Origin of the sequence: Allosalinactinospora lopnorensis (assembly GCF_000981225.1) — a bacterium.
Lineage (GTDB): Bacteria > Actinomycetota > Actinomycetes > Streptosporangiales > Streptosporangiaceae > Allosalinactinospora > Allosalinactinospora lopnorensis.
Window position 1 is genome coordinate 1 of the sequence record NZ_LAJC01000064.1, and the last position, 12,300, is coordinate 12,300.

At 69.9% G+C, this 12,300-nt stretch carries 10 protein-coding genes; 6 read left to right on the forward strand and 4 right to left on the reverse strand.

Annotation, left to right across the window (positions count from 1 at the left end; all coding sequences use genetic code 11):
- Positions 1–222: 222 nt before the first annotated feature.
- Positions 223–1,149 (reverse strand): alpha/beta fold hydrolase, encoded by a 927-nt coding sequence (locus VS93_RS20175; RefSeq protein ID WP_046471466.1) that lies wholly within the window; start codon positions 1,147–1,149, stop codon positions 223–225.
- A gap of 150 nt (positions 1,150–1,299) precedes the next feature.
- Here VS93_RS20175 and VS93_RS20180 point away from each other — a divergent pair, with 150 nt between their 5' ends.
- The 5 genes from VS93_RS20180 (at position 1,300) to VS93_RS20195 (ending at position 7,039) form a co-directional block, all read left to right on the forward strand.
- The gene (locus VS93_RS20180) at positions 1,300–2,010 is read left to right on the forward strand and encodes a class I SAM-dependent methyltransferase (protein ID WP_046471467.1); all 711 of its coding nucleotides are present in this window, start codon (positions 1,300–1,302) and stop codon (positions 2,008–2,010) included.
- A gap of 502 nt (positions 2,011–2,512) precedes the next feature.
- Positions 2,513–3,202 (forward strand): hypothetical protein, encoded by a 690-nt coding sequence (locus VS93_RS20185; protein ID WP_236700636.1) that lies wholly within the window; start codon positions 2,513–2,515, stop codon positions 3,200–3,202.
- Positions 3,199–4,089 carry a glycosyltransferase gene (locus VS93_RS20190; protein WP_449353798.1) on the forward strand — a complete coding sequence of 297 codons (891 nt, stop codon included), beginning with the start codon at positions 3,199–3,201 and terminating at the stop codon, positions 4,087–4,089. The genes VS93_RS20185 and VS93_RS20190 overlap by 4 nt, the downstream gene beginning before the upstream one ends.
- A 97-nt stretch (positions 4,090–4,186) precedes the next feature.
- Positions 4,187–4,369, forward strand: a complete 183-nt coding sequence (locus tag VS93_RS33730) for a hypothetical protein (RefSeq protein WP_449353799.1) — start codon at positions 4,187–4,189, stop codon at positions 4,367–4,369.
- Positions 4,370–4,417: 48 nt separating this feature from the next.
- Positions 4,418–7,039: a bifunctional FO biosynthesis protein CofGH gene (locus VS93_RS20195; protein ID WP_082127054.1), complete on the forward strand. Its 2,622-nt coding sequence runs from the start codon at positions 4,418–4,420 to the stop codon at positions 7,037–7,039.
- Between the two features lie 48 nt (positions 7,040–7,087).
- Here VS93_RS20195 and VS93_RS20200 read toward each other — a convergent pair whose 3' ends face one another.
- The 3 genes from VS93_RS20200 to cofD form a co-directional block, all read right to left on the reverse strand.
- Complete coding sequence (locus tag VS93_RS20200) at positions 7,088–8,104, reverse strand: chitinase (RefSeq protein WP_046471470.1); 1,017 nt, start codon at positions 8,102–8,104, stop codon at positions 7,088–7,090.
- Between the two features lie 248 nt (positions 8,105–8,352).
- The gene (locus tag VS93_RS29390) at positions 8,353–9,666 is read right to left on the reverse strand and encodes a coenzyme F420-0:L-glutamate ligase (RefSeq protein ID WP_046471471.1); all 1,314 of its coding nucleotides are present in this window, start codon (positions 9,664–9,666) and stop codon (positions 8,353–8,355) included.
- Positions 9,663–10,634 (reverse strand): 2-phospho-L-lactate transferase, encoded by a 972-nt coding sequence (cofD, locus tag VS93_RS29395; RefSeq protein ID WP_046471472.1) that lies wholly within the window; start codon positions 10,632–10,634, stop codon positions 9,663–9,665. The genes VS93_RS29390 and cofD overlap by 4 nt, the downstream gene beginning before the upstream one ends.
- A gap of 249 nt (positions 10,635–10,883) precedes the next feature.
- Here cofD and VS93_RS20215 point away from each other — a divergent pair, with 249 nt between their 5' ends.
- A complete protein-coding gene (locus VS93_RS20215; protein ID WP_156184941.1) occupies positions 10,884–12,182 on the forward strand; it encodes a hypothetical protein in 1,299 nt (432 codons plus the stop codon).
- The last annotated feature ends 118 nt before the right edge of the window (positions 12,183–12,300 follow it).

Here is a 12,300-nt window from a genome sequence, read left to right on the forward strand (position 1 = left end):
CCGACACGGCGACGGTCCCCGGCGCGAGCGCCCCGAGCGCGCCGCCGGCCTCCCCCCAGCGGCTGTGCAGGGCGAAGCCCGCGCACGCCAGGACGACCAGGACGATCGTCAGGCGCACCCACCGGTTGGCGCGCAGTCGGGTCAGCACGTGGCCAGCGTAGTCCGCCGGCGGGCGGCTTCCTTCGAGGTCCGGATGCAAGGCCGCCGTTGCCGCGGGAGCGGTCAGACGGCGTGCAGGAAGTCCTCGATGTGACTCGCGACCGTGTCCGGGTGGGAGAGGTGCATGGTATGCGGGGCGTCCACTCCCCGCACGGTGAGCTGGCCCGTGCGGGCGGTCAGCTCGTGCGCGGCTTGTGCGGACAGCACGTCGTGCAGGCGCAGCGGGGCGCCCGGAACGAGGGGGAGCGGTACGGTCGACACCAGGGTGAGCGCGGGGACGCGCAGCTCGCGGTCGACCCGGTCCGGTTCGAACTCGTCGAGCGCCCGGCAGAGCGCGCGGATCGCGCGCGGCCCCGGACGCGGCGAGACGACATCGCGCTCGGCGGTGACGGCCCGGTGCACCGAGGCCTCCAGGACCGCGCCGGGCATGCCCAGCGGCCCACTGCGCAGCCCCTCCACCAGCCGCTCGAACGCGTCGAGCGGCATCGGCGCGGCCACGGATGCCAGATGCTCGACAGCGAACCGCCGCACAGCGGTGACCTGGTGCTGGGCATTCTCCGGCGACAAGCCGAGCCCTTCCGCGACACTCTCGGCGCGGGGCCAGCCGTGCCCCTCGATGTTCACCACCGCTGTCAGGTCCTCGCGGCGGGTCCCGTAGAGGGCCGCGACCATCCCGCCGAGATGGTGGCCGACGACGACCGGCTGTTTCAGCCCGAAGTGGCCGATCACCCGGATGAGGTCGTCGACATAGCCGTCGAGGAACCACGCGCCGTCCTCGGAGAGGCCGTGCCCCCGCTGGTCGACCGCGTACAACGGGTGGTTTCGGCCCAGCAGGAGAGCGATGGGCTCCCAGTCCTCCAGGGTGCGCCCGAGACCGTGCAGCAGCACGATGGGGACGCCCTCACCCTCCCGCACGCGGACGCTGAGCGCGGGGTTTCCCCTTACCCGGATCTCAGGGAGCTCCCGGGGGTCCGGTGCCGCCGTTGGCATCTCCTCGCTCCCTTCCCTCCGCTGGGGCGGCCCGTACCAGGTCGGGCCGTGAGGTCGGCTCCGGCCAGGCACGTTAGCGGGCCGTTCTGCGGTGCCGCTGACATCTCGCTGACGTCCGGGCGGAACGCCTGCTGTCGTTAGGGTGAACCCATGGGAATCCCAGATCTCGTCGCCTTCGCCGGGCACCGGGTCCACGTGTGCCGGTACCGCGAAGCCGGGGTCCTGCTGCGCTGGCTTGGTCGTGACCTGCGCGGGCAGGTCGTGGTGGATGTCGCCGGCGGCGACGGCTATTGGGCGGGGCAGGCCAGCCGCCGCGGCGCGCGTGCGGTCTCGATCGACCTGGCGCGCGCGAAGATGGCACGCGGCTCCCGGTTACGGCTTCCTCCCGCTCTCGTCGAGGGCGATGCGCTGCGCCTGCCCGTGCGGGACGCCTCCGTGGACAAGGTGATGTCCATATGCGCCATCGAGCACTTCGACGACGGAGCGGCCGCGCTGGGGGAGATGTCGCGCGTCCTGAAACCCGGGGGCGAACTGGTGCTGTCGGCCGACTGCCTGTCGCGCCGGGCCGAGTGGCCCGCCCTGTTCGAGGCGCACAGCAGGCGCTACGACGTGCGGCGGACCTACACTCACGAGTGTCTCGCCGAGTTGCTCGCGCAGAGTGGGATGGATATCCGGGAGTACACCTACCAGTTCCGCGGCCGGGGAGCCGAGCGTGGTTATCTGATGCTGTCGGCGCACGGCGGCAGGGCCGGTTTCAACGCCGCCGCCCCGCTGATCCCGGTCGTCTGGCTCAGCGACACCCACCGGCCGGACGATCGCGGCAGCATTGTCCTGGTCCGCGCCCGCAAACGGGACTCGTAACCCGGACTTGTGGCGGCGGAGTAGGGGTTGTGTTCTCGGACACGTCCGTTTCCGCGGCTTTCCGGTAGGGCAGTCGGGTATCACGGATGTTCTCGTCCCGGTTCGCAGGTCCGCTGCGGTCTCGCGGTGGCCGGATCGGCGATCGCTCGAACCGGTGATTGGGGACCTCCCTTCCAGAGGGCCTCTGGAAGCACAACCGCTGAAGTGACGGTTACCGGTTTTTTAATTATTTCGTTGTAATGTTCGGAAACGTCGGAGATTGTTCCGGCTTTCATCGGGGGTGCGGCCGAGCGGCGGATACGCCGCGCGGGCCGGCTGCGTGGCGCCGTCAGCGCGACACGCCGGGTTTGTTGCGAGGCTTGGGGGGCCAATGCAGGCAGAGGTGAGTCGAATCGACAGCAGGGACGTTCTGGAACTGCGTTTTCGGAGGGTTGGGAATGGCCCGAACAATGGCGGGAACGCGGCACTCGCATTGCGCCATCGCGAGGACTCCGCGAAGACCGTGCGCGTCACGAATGTGCGTCTCCTGGGGGACCAAATCCGCGCTGAGCTGGGCGACCTTGCTCTGGACGACGGCACCTGGGAGGTATTGTGGATCGACCGTGATGGTCGGCACAATCCCGTCGCCACCAAGGACTCGGGATTCAACCTGGCGGAACGCGTGGCCTACCTCGCGGAACCGCGCAAGCGCGAACTCCGGGTACTGCGCGACCCGCAGGGAGGGCTGTGGCTCCGTTCGACGTCGGTCACGCCCTACGCCGAGGTCGCGTGGGTCGAGGTCGGAGAGGAGAGCGTGACCGTCTCCGGGGTGCTGGCGTACGCGCCGCGAAGCGAAGGACGTACCGCGGCCCGCGTTGTCGCCTGCCAGCGGCAGCGTTCCGGGGTGGTGGTGGCTGAGGCCGACCTCGTCGACGGCCGGTTCAGCTGCGAGATCCCGTTGCGGCCGATCGTGGCCGAGCACGATCCCGACCGGGCGCACAACGAATGGGACCTGTGGCTGCAGACCAACGCGGAGGAGAGCGGGCTGCGCCTCGGCGCGCACGCCGACGACATCGTGGAGAAGAAGGCGAAGGTCAGCTACCCCGACGTGCTGCTCCGCGGGGCCGGCGACGCCATCCGGATCCGGCCGTACTACACGGTCGACGACGAACTCTCCCTGCTGGCGACGGTGGCGAGGGACGGTGGTCGGTGAAGATATCGATCCTGATCGCGAACGCCTACGGTATGGGCGGTACGATCCGGACCGTTTTCAACCTCGCCGGGGGGCTCGCGGAACGGCACGAAGTGGAGATCGTCAGCCTGGTCCAGCACGCCGAGGAACCGTTCTTCACGCTGCCGGACGACGTCACCCTGAAGGCGCTACTGCCTATCGGGAGGATGGCGGAGGGGAGGGAGCCGCCCGGCTGGCTCGACCAGTGGCGGGAGCGCAGAACCCCCTGGACCGTTCCCGAATCCGAGCTCCGCAGTAACAAGTTCATCACCGCCCGGACCGAACGCGAGATGCGCGACTACCTGCGCAGAACAGACGCCGACGTCGTCATGGGCACCCGGCCGGGGATCAACCTGCTGCTGGCCAAGTGGGCGCCCTCCCGCCTGCTGACCATCGGCCAGGAGCACACCCATCTGGGGAACCACGAGCCGGACCTGCGTGCCGCGATCCGTCGCCGGTACCCGCGGCTCGACGGAATGGCGGTGCTGACAGAGGCCGACCGCCAGAGGTATCTGGACTTCCTGCGCCCCCCGCCCGGCTGGCTCGCCACCATCCCCAACGCCCTGCCGCCGGGGGACTATCCGCGTTCCAGCCAGGAGAACCCCATCATCGCGGCGGCCGGGCGGATCGCACCGGTCAAGCAGTACCCCAAGCTGCTCAAGGCGTTCTCGATGGTCGCCCGGGTGCATCCCGACTGGCGGCTGCGGATCTACGCCGGAGGCCGGGGACAGGACAACCTCCGGGCCAGAATCGCCAGGATGGGCCTGGGAAACCAGGTCACCCTCATGGGCCGGACCAGGGATCTGCCCGGGGAACTCGCCAAGGCGTCGCTTCTGGCGGTCAGTTCGAGCACGAGGGGTTCGGGATGACCATCATCGAGGCGTTCTCGGTCGGGGTGCCGGTGGTCAGCTTCGACTGCCCGCAGGGGCCCCGGAACTCATCGAACACGAACGCAACGGCCTGCTGGTGCCGGCCCAGGAGGTCAACGCGCTCGGCCTGGCGATGCTGCGGCTGGTGGAGGACCGCGACGAGCGCCTGCGCATGGGCGAGGCGGCGCTGCGCTCCTCCAAGGTCTACGACCTCTCCGTGATCATCCGGCGCTGGGAGGACTACATCGAGGAGCGTCTCGCGGCGAAGGCCGCACGCTGAGCGGACCTGGCGCGAAGAGCACGGCTACCGGCGCGTATCGTGCGAGCTATGAGTGGTGCAGACGGGAGATCCGAACACGCCTCGACACCAACACGGTCGGCCATGCGCCGCGCGCTGGCGAGGGCGCGCGACGGCAAGGCCCTGGACGCCGCCGAAGCCGGGGTGCTGATGCAGGCCAGGGGAGACGACCTCGACGAACTGCTCGGCTACGCCTCGCGGGTGCGCGACGCCGGGCTGGAGGCGGCCGGCCGGCCGGGGATCATCACCTACAGCCGCAAGGTGTTCCTTCCGATCACCCGGCTGTGCCGGGACCGTTGCCATTACTGCACGTTCGCAACGGTCCCGGGCAAGCTCGACGCCCCCTACCTCTCGCCGGACGAGATCCTCGACATCGCGCGGCGGGGCGCCGCGATGGGGTGCAAGGAGGCGCTCTTCACCCTCGGCGACCGGCCGGAGGACCGCTGGAGCCAGGCGCAGGAATGGCTCAACGAGCGGGGTTACAACGACACGCTCTCCTACGTGCGCGCCATGGCGATCATGGTGCTGGAAGAGACCGGCCTGCTCCCGCACCTCAACCCGGGTGTGCTCAGGTGGTCGGACCTCCAGCGGCTGAAGCCGGTCGCGCCGTCGATGGGCATGATGCTGGAGACCACGTCGGAGCGGCTGTTCACCGAGCGCGGGCAGGCGCATTACGGCAGCCCCGACAAGGATCCCGCCGTACGCGTGCGTGTTCTGGAGGACGCCGGGCGCTGCAATGTCCCTTTCACCACGGGCATCCTCATCGGGATCGGGGAGACGGTGGCGGAACGGGCCGACTCCGTCTTCGCCATGCGCAGGGTCGCACGCGAGTACGGCGGTATCCAGGAAGTCATCGTGCAGAACTTCCGGGCCAAGCCCGACACCGCGATGATGCATCGTCCCGACGCCGAGCTGGCCGAGCTCGCCGCCACCATCGCGGTCACCCGCCTGGTCATGGGGGCGAGGATGCGGGTCCAGGCGCCGCCGAACCTGATCGGCGACGAGTACGGGCTCATGTTGCGCGCCGGCATCGACGACTGGGGTGGCGTCTCGCCGCTCACCCCCGACCACGTGAACCCCGAACGCCCTTGGCCGCACATCGAGGAGCTCGCCCGGCACACCGCCGATTCCGGTTTCGAACTGCGTGAGCGGCTCACGGTCTACCCCGAGTACGCGCTGCGGGGCGAGCCGTGGCTGGATCCCCGCGTCAGCGGCCATGTGGCCGCCCTGGCCGACCCGCGGACCGGGCTGGCCCGCGAGGACGCGGCCGCCGAGGGCCGGCCGTGGCAGGAGCCGGAGGCCGGAATGGCCGCCTCGGGCCGTACCGACCTGCACACGGCCGTCGATACCGAGGGCCGAGCGGAGGACCGGCGGGGCGACTTCGACGCCGTCTACGGTGACTGGGAGGGGCTGCGCGACCGTGTTCCGTGGCCCGGGGCGGATCCAGGCGCACCCCGCCGGTTCGCTCCCGAGATCCGCGACGCGCTGCGCAGCGCCGAGACCGACCCCGCGGGCCTCACCGACGAGCAGGCGCTCGCACTGCTCCACGCGGACGGCTCCGAGCTGGAGGAACTGGCGGCACTCGCCGACGGCGTCCGGCGCGACGCGGTCGGCGACGACGTGACGTTCGTGGTCACCCGGAACATCAACTTCACCAACGTCTGCTACACGGGCTGCCGGTTCTGCGCGTTCGCCCAGCGCCGCACGGACGCCGACGCCTACACGCTCTCACTGGACCAGGTCGCCGACCGGGCCGAGGAGGCATGGGAGGCCGGTGCCGGCGAAGTGTGCATGCAGGGCGGGATCCACCCCGATCTGCCAGGCACCGCCTACTTCGACATCGCACGTGCGGTCAAGGAGCGCGTACCGGAGATGCACGTCCACGCGTTCAGCCCGATGGAGGTGATGAACGGGGCGTCGCGGACCAACCTGCCGATCCGGGAATGGCTGGAGCGCGCCCGCGAGGCCGGCCTGGACTCGATCCCGGGAACAGCGGCGGAGATCCTGGACGACGACGTGCGCTGGGTGCTGACCAAGGGCAAACTCCCCGCCTCGGAGTGGATCGACGTGATAAGCACCGCACACGATCTCGGGCTGCCCACGACGTCGACCATGATGTACGGCCACGTCGACACGCCGGAGCACTGGGTGGCGCACATCAAGCTGCTCCGGTCGCTGCAGCAGCGCTCCCTGGAGCGCAATGGGCGGCCGGGGTTCACCGAGTTCGTGCTGCTGCCGTTCGTGCACACCAACGCGCCGATCTACCTGGCCGGTCTCGCACGCACCGGTCCCACCGTCCGGGAGAACCGGGCGGTGCACGCGCTCGCCCGCCTGCTGCTGCACGGCCACATCGACAACATCCAGTGCTCTTGGGTGAAACTCGCCGAGGAGACCTGCCGCCGGCTGCTGGCCGGCGGGGTCAACGACGTCGGCGGGACGCTGATGGAGGAGACGATCAGCAGGATGGCCGGCTCGGACCACGGGTCGTTCAAGACCATCAGCGACATCCGCGCCCTGGTCGAGCCGACCGGTCGCCCGCTGCGCCAACGCACTACCCTCTACGAGGAGGTCCCGGGGGAGCGCCGCGCGGTCGCCGAGGCCCACGACGGCGTGGCCGAGAGCGTCCGGCGGCTCCGGCTGCCGGTGGTCTGACCGGCCGGGCCGCGAACCGCGGCCCGGCCGGGAACGGTGCTCCGCTGGTCAGCCGGTGCCAAGCCGGCCGCCGACGGTGTCGGCGAACGCGTATCCGTTCGTGGCGTCCCAGTTGATCGACCAGGTCATCGCACCGCCGATCGGTCCATAGGGCTCGTCGGGGGCGAAGGAGCCGCAGCTCTCCCCGTTCTCCAGGCAGTCCAGAGCCTGGACGACGTTGGACGGGGGCTGGTGGCCGCCGCCCGCGGCGGCGGGAGTGGCGGGAAGGCCGAGCCCCACCTGGTCCGGGCGCAGTCCCATCTCCAGCTGGATGCAGGCCTGGGCGGTGAGGAAGTCGACGGTGCCCTGGGTGCGAACGCCGCCGTCGCAGCCCAGCATCGACCCGGAGTTGTAGTACTGCATGTTGACGATGGTGAGGATGGCCGAGATCTCCTCGGCGAGCCGGTAGTACTGCTGCTCCGGGGTCTGGAAGTCCACCGTCTGCGGCGCCATGGTGATGATCGGCGCCTCCGCCGCCTGACCGTGGAGGTCGTGCAGGGCGTCGGCCATGTACTGGGCATCGACACCGTGTTCCAGGTCGATGTCGACGCCGTCGAAGCCGTACTCCCGCATCAGGTCGTGTGTCGTGTCGGCGAAGTTGGCCGCCTCCTCCGGGGTGGTGACGTCGACGTGCCCGAGCTCACCGCCCACGGAGACGATGACCTTGCGGCCCTCCGCCTGGACGGCGGCGATGTCGTCCTTGAACTCCTGCTCGGTGTACCCGTTCAGTTCGTCGCTGTTCAGGTTGAAAGTGATGCCGCCGGGAAGGTCGGGGTGGTTGTCCGCGAAGGCGACCGCGATCAGGTTGTAGGCGGACGGCACCTCGCTGATCTCCACGATGCTGGAGCCGTTGTCGAAGTTGTGCCAGTACCCGGTGAGCCACTGGCCGCTGTTCGCGGAAACGTCCGACTGCCCGGCCTCGGCCTGCTGGGCCTGAGCGGAAGGGGCGGTCATGAGAAGGCCGCCGAGGAGGGCGGTGAGCGCGGAAAGGGTGAGAGCGGTACTGCGTCTTGGGGGTGCGTGCATGGGGGACACTCCTTGCCCGTTGATCCGTTGAGCGGGTACGGCGTGACACGGAGCGGTCGCGGCGGCCGCCGATGCGGGCACCGCTCGCGCACGGTCGACCGGTTCTCCGGGGCCGGATTCGGCCGAGGTTTAATTGTTAGGAAACTTAAGAGTCGACCGCCGGGAGTGTCAATGGAATGGGAAAGAAAGTTTTCAGTAAAGGGTGTTCGTGACCGGCGCTTTCCGGCGGGGAAAAAGCCGCGGCCGGTTCATCGCACCTCGATGAACGCCTCCGGCTTGCGCGGCGGGCGGGCCTTCGGCGGGACGGCAGGGCGGCCGACGGCGACCGCTCCCATCGGCTCCCATTCCGGCGGCACCTCCAGGACGTCCCGGACGACCTGGGGGCAGAACATCGTCGAGGAGACCCAGGCCGATCCCAGCCCTTCCATGGCGAGCCCGATCAGCAGGTTCTGCACCCCCGCCCCCATGGCGACCAGGAACATCGACCGCTCGGCGCTCGCCCGGCGCTGATCGGGGTAGGGGTGCGCGCGGTCAGCCACCAGGCACGGAACCACCAGGTAGGGGGCGCGGCGCAGGACGTCACCGCGGCGGGTGCGCTTGGCGATGGCGGCCTCGGAGAACCCGTCGCGCCGCAGATCCGCGATCCAGGCTTCGAGCATCTCGTCCAGCAGCCGGGCGCGCGTCGCCGCCGATTCCACCAGCACGAAGCGCCACGGGGTGGTGTGGTGCGGGGCCGGGGCGGTGACCGCCGCCGACACCGCCCGGCGCACGGTCGCCGGATCCACCGGATCGCCGGTGAACTCGCGGATCGTCCTGCGGGCGGGCACGACATCGCGTGAGCCGTAGCGGAACAGGTCGTCGTCGGCGGAGCGGACCAGCGCGGCGGCGCCGGGTCCGTCATCCTCGGTCACTCGGTGAGCCAGGCCGCGTACTACCGCCACGGGAATCCCGCTCGCCTTTCCCTTGACCAGTTCGCCGGCCGCGGCGATCTCGTCGGCGACCGCGTTGAGCGTCACCTCCATGACGTTGCCGTGCGTGTCGGTGGCGCCTCGCAGATCCTCCAGGGCGCTGATGCCCGCCGCGCCGATCGCGACATCGGTCTGGCCGATCCGCCACGGGCGGCCGGACGTGTCCGAGACGACCACCGCCACCCGGACACCGAGCCGTGCGGCCAGCCCGGCCCGGAGCGTACGGGCCGAGGCGTCGGGGTCCTCGGGAAGCAGCAGCACGTGCCCGCTCTCCACATTGGAGGTGTCCACCCCGGCCGCGGCCATGACCAGGCCGGTGCGGGTCTGCACGATGCGGGTATCGCCCCGCTGCGCCACCACACGCACCGCCTCGGCCTCGATCGCGCTCTCGCGGTCCATCCGCCGGATCCGCGCCTCGGCCTTGCTGACGACCTTGGAGGTCACGACGAGGATGTCGCCGTCCCGGATACCTCCAACGGGTGCGGTGTGCGCCGCGGCCCCTTCGGCCGCGTCCGCGATCAGCCCAGCGAGGTCGTCGCCGGGTCCGACCTCGGGGATGCCGGGGACGCCGTGGATGGTCAACCCGATGCTCACGCTCGGTGCTCCTTCAGCTCCAGGGCAAGGTCGAGCGCTGCGCGCGCGATCGCCGCGGTCGACTCCGGATCGCTCATGTACAGCGGGCGCGAGCGGATCTCGACGCCCTTCACGCGGGCCCCGGCGTCGACCTCGTCCACCAACCAGCCGTCCAGCAGCTCCGGGCCATAGTGCCCGGCGACCGCCTGGGCGCTGGATTCCACACCGATGGCGGCCAGGCAGGCGTCGGCCATACCGCGGACGGCCGTCCCGCCGATGATGGGCGAGACTCCCACCACGGTTGCGCTGTTGAGCGCCTCGCGTATTCCCGGAACGCTCAGGATGGAGCCGACGCTCACCACCGGGTTCGAGGGCGGCAGCAGCACGATGTCGGCCTCCGCGACGGCCTCCAGCACACCGGGAGCCGGCGCCGAGTCCTCGGCCCCGACGAGGACGATCTCCGACGCGGGCAGCGCTGCGCGGTGCCGTATCCACCACTCCTGGAAGTGGAGGGCCCGCCGGTCCTGCCCCTCCTCCACGAGCACGTGCGTCTCCACCCGGTCGTCGGTCATGGGGAGCAGCCGCACACCTGGCTTCCAACGGTCGCACAGCGCCTCGGTGACCTCGGACAGCGTGTAGCCGGCCGCCATCATCTGCGCGCGGACGATGTGCGTGGCGGCATCGCGGTCGCCCAGGCCGAACCAGGTCGGCTGCATGCCGTAGGCGGCGAGCTCCTCCTTGACGGTGAACGTCTCGCCGGAGCGCCCCCATCCCTGCGACTCGTTGATCCCGCCGCCCAGTGTGTACATCACAGTGTCCAGATCCGGACAGATCCGCAGGCCGAACAGGGTGATGTCGTCCCCGGTGTTGCCGACGACCGTTATCGTCGCCTTGTTCTCTTGAGCGCCGGCTCCGATCCCGAGCGTCGCCTTGAGGCCGCGCAGGAACCGCGCGCCTCCTATACCTCCGGCCGGCACGACTATCCGCATGCGCCCAAGTCTGGCAGTCTGGCGTCGTATATGTCCCGCGTCGGTCCCGGCCGCGGAGTGCGTTCCCACACACCCCGCCCGGCGCGCAGACAACCCGGGGGCCACGTGCGCGAGCGGGAGAACCTCCGTCCCGCTGCGCTGCCTGGCCGGCCGATTCACTCGACGAACCAACAATATGCAAAGCTTCCACCGACGCGACGGCGAAGCAGCGGAGGGGAACCTCTCTTGAACAACCAAGGAATTCAGAGCTTGCGGGTACCTGCCGCCTGGGTGCTGCTCGGCGCTGTGGGCGCGCAGATGCTCGGAGGCCTCATCTACATCTTCGGAGCCGGTGGGTACGAATCGAGCCCTGCCCACACCATCAGCGCCATAGGCCACTCGGCCTTCTTCGGACCGATCATCGTCGCTCTGATTCTCGGTGCCGTGTTCCTCGTCGTCACCGCGCCGCAGAGGTCCGCCGCCTTCCCCGTCGTGCTGACAGCGCTCATCCTCTCCGGGACCGCGGCGCTCATGGGGGTCATCACCCTGATCATGGGCTTCGTCGCGGCCAACGACAACGACACCATGGGGGTCGGTTTCGCCAGCTTCTTCGAAACCGCCGGCTATCTGGCGATCCTCGGGTTCGCCGGGCTCTTCCTGCTGAAGGTCTTCGGCGACCAGAACCTGGTGCCCCGTGCCGCGCCGGTCTCCCCGATGGGCCACCCCGGACATCCCCAGGGGTTCGCTCCGCACACCGGGGCGCAGCAACCCTTCGGCCCGCAGGTGAACCAGGGGTATGCGACCGGTGCGCAGCCGAGCTTCCAGCAGGACTGGGCGCAGCAGGGCTACGCCGACCCCGCTCAGCAGCAGGCGTACGTGGACCCGTCGCAGCACCCCTACGCTGATCAGTACCAGCAGGTGCAGCAGCCCTATGCCGACCCGGCCTACCAGCAGCCCGCCCAGCAGGGCTACGGTGACCCGGGCCAGTACGCCGATCCGAACCAGGGGGCGTACGGCCAGGCCTGGTCACAGCCGGGGGACCCCTACTCCCAGCCGAGCGGCGGGCACCAGGCCTACGGCCAGGACTGGCAGTACCAGCAGCAGGCCTACAACCAGAACTGGCCTGTTGAGCAGCAGATGCCTTACGCGGGACAGCCGGGCTACACGAGTGGCGGTCAGCCGGCCGGATACGACGCCTACGCCTCCCCCGGGTACGGAACCGGGGGCCAGCAGGCCTACAGCGGTGCCTACGACCCCTCCCAGTACGCTCCGATGCCCCCCGGTGCCGACCCCGGGCAGCCCGGAGAGCAGGCCGCGCAGGAAGCCGTCCAGTACGGCTGGTACCAGCAGCCCGCGGACCAGGGCGGGGAGCGCCGCGACACGCCCATGGGCCAGTTCTTCGGTTCGGAGGAGCAGAACGCGAACGACGCCGCCCAGTATGGTGATCCGGGTTACGCGCAGTTCGGTACGGGTAGTCCCTACGCTGAGAATTATCCAGCTGACCAGCAGGGGCAGGCCGAAACCGGAGAAGCGCAGCAGGCCTGGTACCGCGACGACGACCGTCGCTAGTCTTCCCCTGGCAGCACCTTGATTCTCGCGGAATTGCGTGGTAATCCGCTGAACGGGCGTGAACGGACGCCCGTAGGCGGTTCGTTACATGATATTCAGTGGATTACCACGCCACGTG

Coding starts and splice junctions, on each gene's coding strand:
- VS93_RS20175 (WP_046471466.1), bottom strand. CDS start 1,149: ATGCCAACGGCGGCACCGGACCCCCGGGAGCTCCCTGAGATCCGGGTA.
- VS93_RS20180 (WP_046471467.1), top strand. CDS start 1,300: ATGGGAATCCCAGATCTCGTCGCCTTCGCCGGGCACCGGGTCCACGTG.
- VS93_RS20195 (WP_082127054.1), top strand. CDS start 4,418: ATGAGTGGTGCAGACGGGAGATCCGAACACGCCTCGACACCAACACGG.
- VS93_RS20200 (WP_046471470.1), bottom strand. CDS start 8,104: ATGCACGCACCCCCAAGACGCAGTACCGCTCTCACCCTTTCCGCGCTC.
- cofD (WP_046471472.1), bottom strand. CDS start 10,634: ATGCGGATAGTCGTGCCGGCCGGAGGTATAGGAGGCGCGCGGTTCCTG.